This is a genomic window from Desulfovibrio sp. (assembly GCF_019422935.1).
Classification (GTDB): Bacteria; Desulfobacterota; Desulfovibrionia; order Desulfovibrionales; family Desulfovibrionaceae; genus Desulfovibrio.
Map to the genome: position 1 here is coordinate 377507 of NZ_JAHZCJ010000002.1, position 13459 is coordinate 390965.

12 protein-coding genes are annotated in these 13459 nt (G+C 60.7%); 11 read left to right on the forward strand and 1 reads right to left on the reverse strand.

The window, feature by feature from the left end; all coding sequences use genetic code 11:
- Positions 1–615, forward strand: coding sequence for a sulfur carrier protein ThiS adenylyltransferase ThiF (thiF, locus tag QZ383_RS04790; RefSeq protein ID WP_291443491.1), 615 nt, complete (start codon positions 1–3; stop codon positions 613–615).
- Between the two features lie 112 nt (positions 616–727).
- Here thiF and QZ383_RS04795 read toward each other — a convergent pair whose 3' ends face one another.
- Complete coding sequence (locus tag QZ383_RS04795) at positions 728–2161, reverse strand: methyl-accepting chemotaxis protein (protein WP_291443493.1); 1434 nt, start codon at positions 2159–2161, stop codon at positions 728–730.
- Between the two features lies 1 nt (position 2162).
- Between QZ383_RS04795 and QZ383_RS04800 the strand changes: the two genes are divergently transcribed.
- The 10 genes from QZ383_RS04800 (at position 2163) to pnp (ending at position 13444) form a co-directional block, all read left to right on the forward strand.
- Entirely contained in the window at positions 2163–2459 is a 297-nt protein-coding gene (locus QZ383_RS04800) for a hypothetical protein (protein WP_291443494.1), read from the forward strand.
- 263 nt (positions 2460–2722) lie between these two features.
- Positions 2723–3445, forward strand: a complete 723-nt coding sequence (locus tag QZ383_RS04805; protein ID WP_291443496.1) for a ribosome maturation factor RimP — start codon at positions 2723–2725, stop codon at positions 3443–3445.
- Positions 3446–3554: 109 nt separating this feature from the next.
- Complete coding sequence (gene nusA, locus QZ383_RS04810; RefSeq protein ID WP_291443499.1) at positions 3555–4868, forward strand: transcription termination factor NusA; 1314 nt, start codon at positions 3555–3557, stop codon at positions 4866–4868.
- A 49-nt stretch (positions 4869–4917) separates the two neighbouring features.
- Positions 4918–5118, forward strand: a complete 201-nt coding sequence (locus tag QZ383_RS04815) for a YlxR family protein (protein ID WP_306666365.1) — start codon at positions 4918–4920, stop codon at positions 5116–5118.
- A complete protein-coding gene (gene infB, locus QZ383_RS04820) occupies positions 5108–8107 on the forward strand; it encodes a translation initiation factor IF-2 (protein WP_291443500.1) in 3000 nt (999 codons plus the stop codon). Before QZ383_RS04815 ends, infB begins: the two co-directional genes overlap by 11 nt.
- Positions 8108–8317: 210 nt before the next feature.
- Complete coding sequence (locus QZ383_RS04825) at positions 8318–8608, forward strand: DUF503 domain-containing protein (protein ID WP_027181023.1); 291 nt, start codon at positions 8318–8320, stop codon at positions 8606–8608.
- Complete coding sequence (locus tag QZ383_RS04830; RefSeq protein WP_291443502.1) at positions 8595–9623, forward strand: DHH family phosphoesterase; 1029 nt, start codon at positions 8595–8597, stop codon at positions 9621–9623. The genes QZ383_RS04825 and QZ383_RS04830 overlap by 14 nt, the downstream gene beginning before the upstream one ends.
- A 180-nt stretch (positions 9624–9803) precedes the next feature.
- The gene (gene truB / locus QZ383_RS04835; protein ID WP_291443687.1) at positions 9804–10739 is read left to right on the forward strand and encodes a tRNA pseudouridine(55) synthase TruB; all 936 of its coding nucleotides are present in this window, start codon (positions 9804–9806) and stop codon (positions 10737–10739) included.
- Between the two features lie 24 nt (positions 10740–10763).
- Positions 10764–11033, forward strand: a complete 270-nt coding sequence (rpsO, locus tag QZ383_RS04840) for a 30S ribosomal protein S15 (RefSeq protein WP_022659913.1) — start codon at positions 10764–10766, stop codon at positions 11031–11033.
- Between the two features lie 170 nt (positions 11034–11203).
- Positions 11204–13444: a polyribonucleotide nucleotidyltransferase gene (gene pnp, locus QZ383_RS04845; protein WP_291443505.1), complete on the forward strand. Its 2241-nt coding sequence runs from the start codon at positions 11204–11206 to the stop codon at positions 13442–13444.
- The last annotated feature ends 15 nt before the right edge of the window (positions 13445–13459 follow it).

The following is a 13459-nucleotide window of genomic DNA, read 5'->3' on the forward strand; positions in this document are numbered from 1 at the left end:
ATGCACAATGCACTTCACACCGGCCTTGCCCGCTACCTCAGCCCAGACCAACTGGAGGCCCTGCGTGCCGCCCGCGTGGGCATTGCCGGGGCGGGAGGGCTTGGCTCCAACGCAGCCCTGATGCTGGCCCGCAGCGGCGTGGGCAATCTGGTGCTGGTGGATGATGACGTGGTGGACGCCTCCAATCTCAACCGCCAGCAATACTGGCCCCGGCATGTGGGCCGCCCCAAGGTCGAAGCCCTTGCAGAATTGCTGCTGGAACTGAATCCCGAAATTGGCGTGGAGGCACGGCGAATGCGCCTTGACCAGAGCAACATGGCTGAGGTGCTGCCCGCCTGCCCCATCTGGGTGGAGGCCTTTGACGGGCCGGACGACAAAACACTGCTGGTGGAGACGGCTCTGCTCGGCGGCTACCGCATAGCCAGCGCATCGGGCATGGGCGGCTGGGGCGGCAAAGCCATGGGCAAACGCTATCTCGGCAATCTGGTGCTCGTGGGCGACTTCAGCACGGATATCCTGCTAGCCCCGCCCCTTGCCCCCCGTGTGACCGAAGCCGCCGCCCTGCTGGCTGACGCCGTGCTTGAGATGGTGCTGGGCGTGAACGAGCAAGCATAAGAACTACCAGATATTTTTGAACACAAAAAAGACCCGTTCCAGACAGATATTGCGCGCTTATCGCTCTATCCGGCTGCAACGGGTCTTGTACTGCCTTGAGGCAAAAACTGCGCTACACTTTCAGTTGCGCTGTCAGGTCTTCCAGTTTGTCGGTCAATTCCTGAAGTTTGTCGGTTTCCATGCTGGCCTGGCCCATGGATTGGGACGTGTCGGCTACCATGTGGTTCACCTGATCAATGGTGTGGTTGATCTGCTCGCTGGCGGCCGACTGCTCTTCGCTGGCTGCGGCGATGGCCTTGACCTGCCCCACGGTGTTTTCCACCGTACCCACGATGTCGTCCAACGCCTCGCCAGACTGCTTGGCGTAGTCTGTGGCCTGCTCCACCTGCTGCACGGCATTGTCCATGGATGACATGCTTTTGGCGGCGCTTTGCTGAATGGCCTCAATGGCGCGGCCCACATCCGTCGTGGAAGCCATGGTTTTTTCTGCCAGTTTGCGCACTTCATCGGCCACCACGGCAAAACCGCGCCCGGCTTCGCCAGCACGGGCCGCTTCAATGGCCGCGTTGAGGGCCAGCAGGTTGGTCTGGTCGGCAATATCCGAAATAACGTTCATAATTTCGGTAATGGCTCTGGCATGTGATTCCAGCGTGGCCATATCCGTGCGCAGTTCGAGCGTGACCCGGTGCACGTTTTCAATGCCGTGCAGGGCGTTCTGCACAACTTCCGCCCCTGTGGTGGCCTTGGACATGGTGTGGCCTGAAGCTTCGGCGGCCTTATCCGCATTGCCGGCAACTTCCTGCACTCTGGCGTTCATATGGCCCATGGAGGAGGCGGCCTCTTTAAGCTGGCCCGCGGCAATGGCGGCATTTTTGTCCGACTGCCGGATGCTGCCGGTAAGGGCCACCACGATCTCGGCCAGTTCGTCCATGGTTTCTTCCAGCGCCTGAGCCACTCCGGCCATTTGCTGGTTTTTCTCCGTGATCTGCCGCTGCGCCTCATTGAGCGCGGTCATGTCCACATACACGCACATGCCGCCAATGCAGGCGCCCTCGGCATTGTAGATGGGGAAGACGTTGGCGAGCACGTTGACCTTGCCGCCCTTGTGCCCGCCGATGGTCACTTCAAGATTCTTGAAGCACTCGCCCGTGGCCATGCTCTTGCCCACGGCGGTCTTGCGCGTGGGATCGTTATAAAACAGATGGGCCAGGGTTTTGCCAAGGCAGGATTCAATGCTGTCGTCGATTTCCAGCATGTTCAGACATGCCTTGTTGGTGCTGAGCGCGCGCTCGTTGGTGTCCACCAAGAGGTACGGCATGGGCAGGCCACGCAGGATGCCGTCTTTATGTTCCCTGTCATTTTTGAAAGCCTGTCGCAGATCATCAAGACTTGTAAAAAACGGAGCAAGTGAGGGGTCGGTATTGTTCAGGCTTCGGCCTGGGTTGGCCGCCACGGCGCAGACAGCTTCACCAGCCTGACGCAAAGCCCCGCTTGCAAGCGCACGACCGGCAGCAAACGCGCCAAAGGCCGCCACAAGAGCGCTCACTATGACAGCCAAAACGGGCAAACCCGCAAGCTGCGTTACACCAAAACCAAGACCAGCTGCCAGCAGCGCTGATGCGCAACTGTACAAAAGGAATTTACCGTTCACTGAGCCACCTCGCTTTAAAACGCAAAACTTTTTATACGTGGCAAAAACTTGCCGTCTGCATGCCATCGTTTACAAAAAGGTACAGCAGCCCCCTAATGCCGCTGTCCCGGACAATTCTCTTTCTATTCTGCATTTCGGCATTTTTTTTAAAAAAATTAGTTTTCAGAAAAAAAAGGGCATTTTTACCATTTGATGGTATCCATACTTCATCAATCAAGGTAGGACAACTCACCATAGTATATGTTGCCCGCATCGCACAAACATCTTGACAATTTTTTTTCACCAAGATAATGAAACTCATTCAAAGCGGCTGGCGTTCGCGCCGCTGCTACATCCTGATGCGGAACGCAGTTCCTGCGGGGTGGCCTGAATGGGCCCCCTTTTTTTTGTCCTTGTGACAGGGCAAACCCGCCAGGCAAGCGCATTTGCAGCGCAAAGGAATGCTCTAAGAAACGAATGACCGACGACGTACTCAAAGAAACCATCACCAGTTTGGCCGAGCCCCTCGCAACATCGCTGGGCCTGGTTATCTGGGGAGTGGAAATCGTCCGCGCCGGGCGCACAGTGGTTCGGCTCTTTGTAGACGTGCCGTTTTCTGAGGAATCCGGCACCCAGCCCGCCCCCGCCGACACCGACGACATTGATGCGCCAGCCCTGGTCGCGCTTTCTGCCACCCTTGAGCAGTGCGAGCATATCTCGCGCCACATCGGCCTCGCCCTTGAGGTGGAAGATACCATCCCCGAGGCGTACGTGCTGGAGGTTTCCACCCCCGGCCTGACGCGACTTTTCTTCAGTCTTGACCAGATGAGCCATTATATTGGCGATGTGGTGGAAGCCCGCCTGCTCAGGGCCGTTGCCATCAACGAGGACGCGCCCGAAGGGCCCAACCCCTCGCACGGCGGCCCCCGCCGCCTATGGCGCGGCACCCTGCTTTCCGTTGAAGAAAATGCGTTCACCCTGGCGCCAGCCACCATCTCGCCCGAGGGCGAGGTGACACCCGAAAACCTGCCGCCGGTCAGCATCCCCTGGGATGCCGTGCGCAGGGCAAGCCGCATGTATATTTTCAGGCAGCCGCAAAAGCCTGGCAAGGGCCGCGCCAAAGCGCCCGCCGCCAAGGCCGCGACCAAGCCCAGCAAGGAAAAGAAAACAAAATCGAATGGTTCTAAAGAGAACCAGTAAAACCTGACGCCACTGCACACTCGTTTGGCATGGCCAGAATCACTGGCCGCCGTGAACAATGCAGGAACCAGAGATATTTTCGCCGCAGCGCCAGCAGCCGGAGGCACCCATGAATCTTGAACTTAAAAAGGCCATTGACCAGATCAGCAAGGACAAAGGCCTTGACCGCAACATGCTCATCGACACGCTTGAAGACGCGGTGCGCACTTCGGTGCTGCGCCGCTTCAGCGAAGATATGGACGTGGAAGTGACCTACAATGACGAAACAGGCGACATTGAGGTCTACCAGTTCAAAATCGTCATGGAAGACGACGACTTTGCCAATCCTGACACGCAGATCGAATACTCCGAAGCGATCAAGCATGATCCCTCGGTGCAGGTGGATGATGAAATGGGCTTCCGCGTCAAGGTCGAAGACCTTGGGCGCATTGCCGCCCAGTCTGCCAAGCAGGTTATCATCCAGCGCATGCGCGATGCGGAGCAGGAAATCATCTACACCGAATACAAGGATCGCGTGGGCGAAATTGTATCCGGCATCGTGCAGCGCCGCGACAAGGGCGGCTGGGTTGTGAACCTTGGCCGCACCGAGGCCATACTGCCCCGTGAGGAACAGATCCCCCGCGAACATTACAAGCGCGGCGACCGCGTGCAGGCCCTCATCATTGAGGTGCGCCAGGAAGGGCGCGGCCCGCAGGTTGTTGTTTCGCGTTCGCACCGCGACTACATGGCCGCTCTGTTCCGCCGCGAAGTTCCCGAAGTTGACGATGGCGTGGTGCAGATCATGGGCGTTGCCCGCGATCCCGGCTCCCGCGCCAAGGTTGCCGTGCTTTCGCGCGAGCGAGATGTGGACCCCGTGGGCGCATGCGTTGGCGTGCGCGGTTCGCGCATCCAGAACATAGTGCAGGAACTGCACGGCGAACGCATCGACATTGTTGTCTGGAGCGCAGATATCGCCACCTATGCCCGCAATGCTCTGGCCCCGGCCCTGGTTTCGCGCATCGTGGTGGATGAGGAAGAAAATCTTCTGGAAGTCATCGTGCCTGACGATCAGCTCACCAACGCCATCGGGCGCAAGGGGCAGAACGTCAAGCTTGCAGCGCGCCTGCTGGGCTGGAAGGTCGATATCTTTACCGAAACCCGCTACAACGAGGCCAATGCCATCGGGCACGGCCTTGAGCAGGTTGCCAGCGTGGCGGAAGTTTCCATTGAAGCGCTTTTGGCCGCGGGCTACAGCTCGCTGGACAACCTGCGCGAGGCTACGGATCAGGAACTGGCTGACAAGCTTACTATCAGCGCGGCGCGCATTGCCGACCTGCGCTCGGCCATCAACTTCCTGGCCCCGATTGTGGAGAGCACCCCCGAATCCTCGGCAGTGGAGCTGAAAATGCCCGCCGCCACGGAAAGCGGAGATGCAAAAGAATAACGCTGCGCCCGTTGAAGTCGGGGAGCAGGCCTGTGACGGGCCGGAGCGCATGTGCGTCATCTGCCGCCGCCGCTTTCCCAAGGCCGATCTCGACCGCCACGTACTGGCGGAGCAGGGAATTTTGACTTTAGACGCAGAAAAAACCAGACCGGGCAGAGGCTGGTATGTATGTTCCGATCCTGTCTGCGCGGCCAAGTTCGCGAAATTCAGACCCGGAACACGGCGCAAGGGGGGAAAACATGTCCGATGATAAGATAAAAATTAAGGATCTCGGCGGGGATATCTCGCAGGATCCCAAGGATATACTGCGTGTCGCGCGTGAGCTCGGCCTGCCGGTAAAATCCGCTACTGGTTCCGTCACCTCAGAGGAGGCCACTCGCTTGCGCGACTACTTTGCCGAACAGAAACAGGTTGATGCGGAGCGCGCCGGATCGCAACGCGACGTCATCGTGCGCCGCCGCCGCAAGGACTCCCCGCAGGAAGCCGAAACCGCAGCGCAGGAAGCCCCCGTTGCCGCACCGGTTGAAACCGAAGCGCCCAAGGAAACTGCCCCTGTGGTAGAAGCAGTGGCCGATGCGGCCCCTGCCGCTCCCGCTGCCGCTGACGAGCCTGTTGCGCCCAAGGCTTCCAAGCCCGCGCAGGAAACGGCACCCGCTGCCGAACACAAGGCCCGCGTCGTCAAGCCTGCCAAGGTTGTCTCGCCCGCCCGCGTCATCAGCCGCCCCAGCGACCAGAAAGAACCCGAGGTTGTGGAAGCTCCGGCTCCCGCCGCTGCGGAGTCTGCACCTGCACCTGAAGCAGCGCCCGCCGCCCCTGTGGTGGAAGCCGTTGCTGCAAAGGTTCCGGCTGAAAAGCCCCACGCAGACAAGGCTGAAGCCCAGGACAAGGCCGCCAAGGCTCGTGTGGCGCGCCCCGATGCCTCGGCCATGCCCGAAGGCTCGTCTGCGCCAACCCTGCCCCAGCGTTCTGCCGAAGCCCGCGCCAGTGAAGACGGCGAAGAAGGCGCCGCGCCCCGTCGCGCGCCCCGTGCGGAAGCTCCGGCAACACCGCAGGTTCGCATTATTTCCCGTCCTGTTCCCGGCGCTACGCCCTCGCAGGATGCCCGCCCCGCCCGCAGTGGCGACAGCCGCCCCGGCGGCTATCCGCCCAGGGACGGCGCTGGCAGGCCTCCCCGTCCCGGCGGTCCCCGTCCTGGCGGCCCCGGTGGCCCCGGCGGTGCGCCGCGTTCTGCTGGCGGCCCCCGTCCCGGCGGTCCCGCAGGCGGCTTTGGGCAGCAGGCAGCGCCTGCTTCCCCTTCCGACACCCGCGATGGACAGAGCAAGAAAAAGCGCCTCAAGGGTCGCCGCACTGTTGATTTTCAGCAGGGTGATTTTGGCCGCCGTAGCGATGACGACGACAGTGGTCGCCTGAACAGAGGCAAGGGCCGCCGCAAGTCGGGCCGTTCTTCTGTGGTGCCGCAGTCCACCCAGCCGCTCAAGGCCGCCAAGCGCAAGATCCGTATTACCGAAGCCATTCGCGTTGCCGACATGGCCCACCAGATGGGTCTTAAGGCCAACGAGATCATCAAGGTGCTCTTTGGTCTTGGCATCATGGCGACCATCAACCAGACGCTGGATATCGACACTGCCACCCTTGTGGCCGCCGAATTCGGCTACGAAGTTGAAAAAGTCGGCTTTTCTGAAGACGATTATCTGGTTCCCAAGGAAGTGGACGCGCCTGAAACTCTCAAGCCGCGCCCGCCTGTTGTTACCATTATGGGTCACGTTGACCACGGTAAAACTTCGCTGCTCGACGCCATACGCAAGTCCAACGTCACCAGCGGCGAAGCCGGCGGCATCACCCAGCACATCGGCGCATACCATGTGAAGACCAAGCGCGGCGAAATCGTGTTCCTCGACACGCCCGGCCACGAAGCCTTCACAGCCATGCGCGCCCGTGGCGCTCAGGTCACCGACCTTGTTATTCTTGTGGTCGCCGCCGACGACGGCGTCATGGAGCAGACCCGAGAAGCCATCAACCACTCCCGCGCCGCCAATGTTCCCATTATGGTGGCCGTGAACAAGATGGACAAGCCCGGCGCCGAGCCTGACCGCGTGTTGCGCGAACTGGCCGAACTTGGTTTGCAGGCCGAAGAATGGGGCGGCGACACCATCGTTGCCAAGGTTTCGGCCAAGAGCCGCATGGGTCTGGACGAACTGCTCGAAATGGTGGCCCTCCAGTCTGAAATCATGGAGCTCAAGGCCAACCCCGATAAGCCCGCCCGCGGTCATATCGTGGAAGCCAAGCTCGACAAGGGCCGTGGTCCCATCGCCACCGTGCTCATTCAGGAAGGCACCCTGCGCCAGGGCGACAGCTTTGTGTGCGGCACCTTCTCGGGCCGCGTGCGCGCCCTCGTGAGTGATCAGGGCAAGAAGGTCAAGGACGCTGGCCCTTCGCTGCCTGTGGAAGTGCAGGGTTTTGAAGGCGTGCCGGAAGCTGGTGAGGAATTCTTTGTGGTGTCCGACGAAAAGGTCGCCCGCCGCATCGCCGATTCCCGCGCGATCAAGCAACGTGAACGCGACCTGGCCTCCGAATCGCGCGTCACCCTTGAAACCTTCCTGTCGCAGCGCAAGTCCGATCAGGAAACCCTGACCCTCAACCTTGTTGTCAAGGCGGACGTGCAGGGCAGCCTGGAAGCCATTACCGAAGCTCTGAACAAGCAGAGCACGGAAAAAGTGCGCATCAACGTGGTACACGGCGGCACCGGCGCAATCACGGAATCCGACATTCTGCTGGCTTCTGCCTCGCAGGCCATCATTATCGGCTTCAACGTGCGTCCCACCTCCAAGATCAAGGATGTGGCCGACCACGAAAACGTGGATATCCGCTTCTACGAGATCATTTACAAGCTCGTGGACGATATCAAGAGCGCCATGGCTGGCATGCTCGCCCCTGTGCAGCGTGAAGTGTACCTCGGCCAGGCCGAAGTACGCGACACCTTCAGCGTGCCCAAGGTCGGCCTTATCGCCGGTTCCTACGTGGCTGACGGCAAGATCGCCCGTAATGCCGGGGTACGCCTGCTGCGCGACGGCGTGGTGGTCTACACAGGCAAGATCTCTTCCCTCAAGCGCTTCAAGGATGACTCCAAGGAAGTGGTTAAAGGCAACGAGTGCGGCGTGGGCCTTGAAAACTTCAACGACGTGAAGATCGGCGACATCATCGAAGCCTTCGAAACCGTCGAAGAAGCCGCCACTCTTTAAAATCGATCAACAGGAAGGGAGGCCGCTGACAAGGCCTCCCTTCTTTTTTGCATGCATGCCTTTGACAGCCAGCCTTTCAGGCCATATCTGTAGTACTCGGCTGTGCCGGAAGGTGCCCGTGGGGTCGAAGGCACGCCGTCTACCCCTTGCCGCCACAATGCGGCAAGTCTGCAAAATGCCTTTCGCCCGGCAGGAATCCAGCCTATGGCCATGTTTATGGCGGTTCTTACCGTAGAATTCAGCCTGGAAGGCAACGACAATCTCAAGGCCAAGCGCCGCGTTGCCAACAGCCTGAAACAGAAGACCAGAAACAAATTTAATGTAGCCATAGCCGAAGCGGGAACAGAAGACAGCCTCTCCCGTCTGAGGCTTGCGGTGGTATCCATTTCCAACAGCGAGAGCCATCTGCGCAGCCGCATGGACAAGTGCGCGCTCATGATGGAAGCGGTCTGCCCCGAGGAAATGACGGATAGCCAGGTGGAGATATATGCAGCGGACTGAACTCATTCCCCCGCAATTCCGCGAAGGTGCGGTGCGCATGGCCGAAGCCTTTCGCCATGTGGATCAGGTCATTGTGGCCGCCCATGTGAACCCTGACGGTGATGCAGCAGGCGCGGTGGCGGCTGCGGGACATATTCTGCAGTCCATGGGCAAGGAATTCATGCTTTACGCGCAGCCAGGCCTGCCGGGATATCTGGACTTTTTTTCCACGCCGGGCTTTGTGCACACTACGCTGGAGCATTCGCCCTTCAAGCCTCGCTGCGCGGTACTGCTTGACTGCGGCGAACCAGAACGCCTTGGCCGCGAGCTGGCGGGCCGCCTGCCGGATCTGCAAACACTGAATATTGACCACCACCTCGGCGGCAACGGCATGGGCAACGTGGCAAACTGGGTTGAACCCCAGGCTGCGGCCACAGCCCAGCTCATGGCCTATGTGGCCCTGGCCGCAGGCCTGCCCCTCACTGGCGAGCTGGCAAACGGCCTGGCCCTTGGCATCATTACCGACACCGGCGGTTTCTGCCACGGCAACACCAGCGCCGAGGTGCTCTACCTCACGGCCCACCTTGTTGAGCATGGCTGTAATATTGCCCAGTTGCGCGAACACCTCGAAAACAGCTGGAGCCGTGGCCGTCTGACCCTCTGGGGCCAGCTTTTGCAGCGGGCGCAGCTTGAGCGCAACGGCAGCGTCTGTTTTTGCCCCGTGTATCTTGAAGATCTGCGCAAATGCGGGGCGCTGAAGGAAGACCTTGAAGGTTTTGTGGAACAGCTGCGCCGTTTGCGCGGCGTCCAGGTGGCCGCAGTGCTGCGGGAGGATTCCCCGGCCTGCTGCAAGTTCAGCTTGCGCTCCTACGGCGCGGTAGACGTGCGCGCCGCAGCGGCCAGACTTGGCGGCGGCGGGCACCGCAATGCCGCAGGCGGCACCGTACGGGCAGATATGGATACGGCAAGCGCCCAGTTGCTGGCTGCCATAGCTGAAGAACTGGATGCCGAAGACCTGGGTTCGTCCGGCGAGTAACGGTTTTCTGCTTTTTTCTCGGTTTTAGGGCCCGCCAGGGGCCTTTGCCGCCGATATTTTTTTGACTTATGCCCGCTCTGCGGCTATGGTTGCAACTTGCGTATGAGTATGACCAAAGCGGCTACTGCCGCACCCAGCACCCCAGACCGGCAGCCGGAAAAAAGCTCCGGGGCGGCCCAGTTGCCCCAGCAGCACGGCATTCTGGTGCTGCGCAAGCCCTCCGGCCCCACCTCGGCCCGTTGTCTCACGGCTATCAAACGCCTTGGGCAAAAAAAGATCGGGCATGCGGGCACTCTTGATCCTTTGGCATCAGGGGTTCTACTTGTTTTGCTGGGGCAGGCCACCAAACTTTCAGGGCATCTGCTGGCTGGCGGCGGCAAGGTTTACAGCGGCACGCTGCGGCTGGGCCAGACCACCGACACCTGGGATATTGAAGGCAAGGTAGTGGCCGAAGCGCCGTGGGAGCATGTGAGCGAAGCTGACGTGCGCCGCGAAGTAGCCGCCTGGCTTGAGCTTGCCGAGCAGGCCGTGCCGCCCTATTCAGCGGCCAAGCACGAAGGCCAGCCGCTCTACAAACTGGCGCGCAAGGGCGTAGAAGCCCCTGCCAAGGTCAAACGCATGAAAATTTCACAGGCGGAAACACTCACGGTGAGTCTTCCGTTTGTGAGCTTTCGGGTCGCTTGCAGTTCTGGCACCTATATACGCTCCCTGGCCCACAGCTTGGGGACGCGCTTAGGGTGTGGAGCCGTGCTCACAGAACTGACCCGGGAGTATAGTCACCCCTTCGGCCTTGATGTGGCCCGCGATCCTGCGGATTTCACGGCTGATCCCGCCCTGCTGCCCGGTTGCGTGCGTCCCATTGCGGAAGCACTGCCCCACTGGCGCAAGGTGGAACTCACGCCGGATGAAGCCGCACGTGTGCGCAACGGCATAGCCGTGCCTTGCCGCCCGGAAGCACCCGCGCAAGCGGATGCCCCCGAGCAGGGCGCGACAGGTGCCGAGCCTGCGGAAGGCTTTGCGCTGCTGCTTGAACAGGGCACTGCCCTGGCTCTGGCCCAGCTCGAAACCACGCCCGCTGGCCCATGTTGGACCGTGTTGCGGGGACTTTGGAACTAACCCCGACTATCAAGGAGTACTGCTGTGGTAATGGATGCCAGCGACAAGAAAACGGTTATTGATGCCCACGCCAAACACGAAGGCGACACCGGTTCCCCGGAAGTTCAGGTGGCTCTGCTCACCGCCCGTATTGAAGACCTCACCGGTCACTTCAAAGAACACAAGAAGGACTTCCACTCCCGCACCGGTCTGCTCAAGCTGGTTGGCCGCCGTCGCAACATTCTGAACTATCTGAAGAAGAAAGACGTTCAGCGTTACCGCGCTCTTATCGAAAAGCTCGGTCTGCGCAAGTAAGACTTCTGTCGCGCAAGGGGGAGCCAGCGCTCCCCCTTGTTGCTTGAATCAACCCCATCGAGGGTACAAAACGCGAAGAAGGGGGGTCCGGGAAAATCAGGCAGAGGCCAAAGGCCGAGGATCTGCCCGCTTTTGCCGGAATCCCCTTCGCACTACGCAAAGGATTTTTTATGTATCAAGATATTTTTGAACCCATCAGGGTTTCAGCCATGGTCGGCGGCAAGGAAGTTATCCTTGAAACAGGCCGTATGGCCAATCAGGCCCACGGTTCTGTGTGGATTCAGTGCGGCGGCACCGTGGTGCTCGTCACCGTGTGCTCGCAGACGCTTGAATTCGACAAGGGCTTCTTCCCGCTCACCGTTGAATACTCCGAAAAAATGTACGCCGCTGGCCGCATTCCCGGCAGCTTCTTCCGCCGCGAAATCGGCCGTCCCTCCGAGCGCGAAACCCTGGTTTCCCGCCTGATCGACCGCCCGCTGCGTCCGCTCTTTCCCAAGAAGGGCCTGAACGAAGACGTGCAGGTTCTTGCCAGCGTCATTTCTGCCGACCAGGTGAACGACTCCGACGTGCTGGCGCTTACGGGCGCTTCCGCTGCGGTCATGCTTTCGCCCCTGCCCTTCGACGGCCCGGTGGCTGGTGGTCGCATTGGCCGCATCAACGGCCAGTTTGTGCTGAACCCCACCTTTGAGCAGCAGGAACAGAGCGACCTCAACATCGTGTTTGCCGCCTCCGCCGATGCGCTCACCATGGTGGAAGGCGAAGCCCGCTTTGTGCCCGAAGAAGTCATCATTGACGCTCTTGAATGGGGCCGCCAGCAGATTCAGCCTCTGGTTGAAGCCCAGCTCAAGCTGCGTGAACTGGCTGGCAAGCCCAAGATGGCCTTTACCCCCCACGCCGACGACCCGGTTCTGGTTGCCCGCGTGAAGGAGCTGGCCCTTGCCGCTGGCCTGGAGGAAGCCCTGCGCGTGCCTGAAAAGATGGCCCGCAAGGACGCCCGCAAGGCCGTGAAAGAAAAGGTCATGGAAAACCTCAAGAACGATCCGGCCTGGGCCGAGAACGATGCCGCGCTCAAGAGCGTGGGCGACATGCTCTCCGACCTGGAAAAGAAGCTGGTGCGCGCCCGCATTGTCAACGAAGGCACCCGCATTGACGGCCGCGACACCAAGACCGTGCGCCCCATCCAGATCCAGACTGGCCTGCTGCCCCGCGCCCACGGCTCCGCCCTGTTCCGCCGCGGCGAGACCAAGTCCATGGTTGTGACCACCCTTGGTTCTTCCACTGACGAACAGCGCATGGATTCGCTCACCGGCGATGTGACCAAGCGCTTTATGCTGCACTACAACTTCCCGCCCTTCTCTGTGGGCGAGGTCAAGCCCGTGCGCGTTTCGCGCCGCGAAATCGGCCACGGCGCGCTGGCGGAAAAGTCCCTGCGCCCCGTGCTGCCCGCTGACGCTGATTTTCCCTTTACCCTGCGCGTTGTGTCCGAGACTCTCGAATCCAACGGCTCTTCGTCCATGGCTGCCGTGTGCGGCGGCTCGCTTTCCCTCATGGATGCGGGCGTGCCCATCAGCGCCCCTGTGGCCGGTGTGGCCATGGGCCTCATCAAGGAAGGCGACAAGTTCATCGTGCTCACCGATATTCTTGGTGACGAAGACGCCCTCGGCGACATGGACTTCAAGATCGCTGGTACCGCAGAAGGCGTGACCGGCGTGCAGATGGACATCAAGATCACCGGCCTCACCACCGAGATCATGCGCGCCGCCATGAAGCAGGCCCACGAAGGCCGCCATCACATTCTGGAAGAAATGGCCAAGGCCATTGCCGCGCCGCGCAAGGAACTTTCGCGCTTTGCGCCCCAGCATGCCGAAGTGTTCGTGAACCCGGACATCATCCGCCTCATCATTGGCCCCGGCGGCAAGAACATCAAGGCCATCACTGCGGCTACCGGCGCGTCTGTGGACATTGAAGACACGGGCCGCGTGTCCATCTTCGCCCCCACGGCCGAAGCCCTGGAAAAAGCCCGCGAAATGGTTTCGTACTATGACCAGCGCCCCGACCTCGGCAAGAACTATCTTGCCAAGGTGCGCAAAATCATGGAAATCGGCGCTATCGTGGAAGTGCTGCCCAATGTGGAAGCCCTTGTGCACGTGTCGCAGCTTGACGTTAACCGCGTGGAACAGCCCGGCGATGTGGCGCGCCTTGGCGAAGACATGATGGTCAAGGTCATTGAAATCAACGGCGACCGCATCCGCGCCAGCCGCAAGGCCGTGCTGCTTGAAGAGCAGGGCCACCCCTGGAATCCCGAAGAAACCGCCCGTCCTCCCCGTTCCGACAGGGGTGACCGTGGCGACAGAAATGGCCGTGGTGACCGTGGCGGGCGTGACCGCCGCGACCGTGGCGACAGACGTTAAAATGTATTGCGCGCT

What these genes read in the sequence shown, in the direction of transcription:
- thiF (WP_291443491.1), top strand. Translation starts at nt 1, where the DNA reads ATGCACAATGCACTTCACACCGGCCTTGCCCGCTACCTCAGCCCAGAC.
- QZ383_RS04800 (WP_291443494.1), top strand. Translation starts at nt 2,163, where the DNA reads ATGACAGCCAAAACGGGCAAACCCGCAAGCTGCGTTACACCAAAACCA.
- QZ383_RS04805 (WP_291443496.1), top strand. Translation starts at nt 2,723, where the DNA reads ATGACCGACGACGTACTCAAAGAAACCATCACCAGTTTGGCCGAGCCC.
- nusA (WP_291443499.1), top strand. Translation starts at nt 3,555, where the DNA reads ATGAATCTTGAACTTAAAAAGGCCATTGACCAGATCAGCAAGGACAAA.
- QZ383_RS04815 (WP_306666365.1), top strand. Translation starts at nt 4,918, where the DNA reads ATGTGCGTCATCTGCCGCCGCCGCTTTCCCAAGGCCGATCTCGACCGC.
- infB (WP_291443500.1), top strand. Translation starts at nt 5,108, where the DNA reads ATGTCCGATGATAAGATAAAAATTAAGGATCTCGGCGGGGATATCTCG.
- QZ383_RS04825 (WP_027181023.1), top strand. Translation starts at nt 8,318, where the DNA reads ATGTTTATGGCGGTTCTTACCGTAGAATTCAGCCTGGAAGGCAACGAC.
- QZ383_RS04830 (WP_291443502.1), top strand. Translation starts at nt 8,595, where the DNA reads ATGCAGCGGACTGAACTCATTCCCCCGCAATTCCGCGAAGGTGCGGTG.
- pnp (WP_291443505.1), top strand. Translation starts at nt 11,204, where the DNA reads ATGTATCAAGATATTTTTGAACCCATCAGGGTTTCAGCCATGGTCGGC.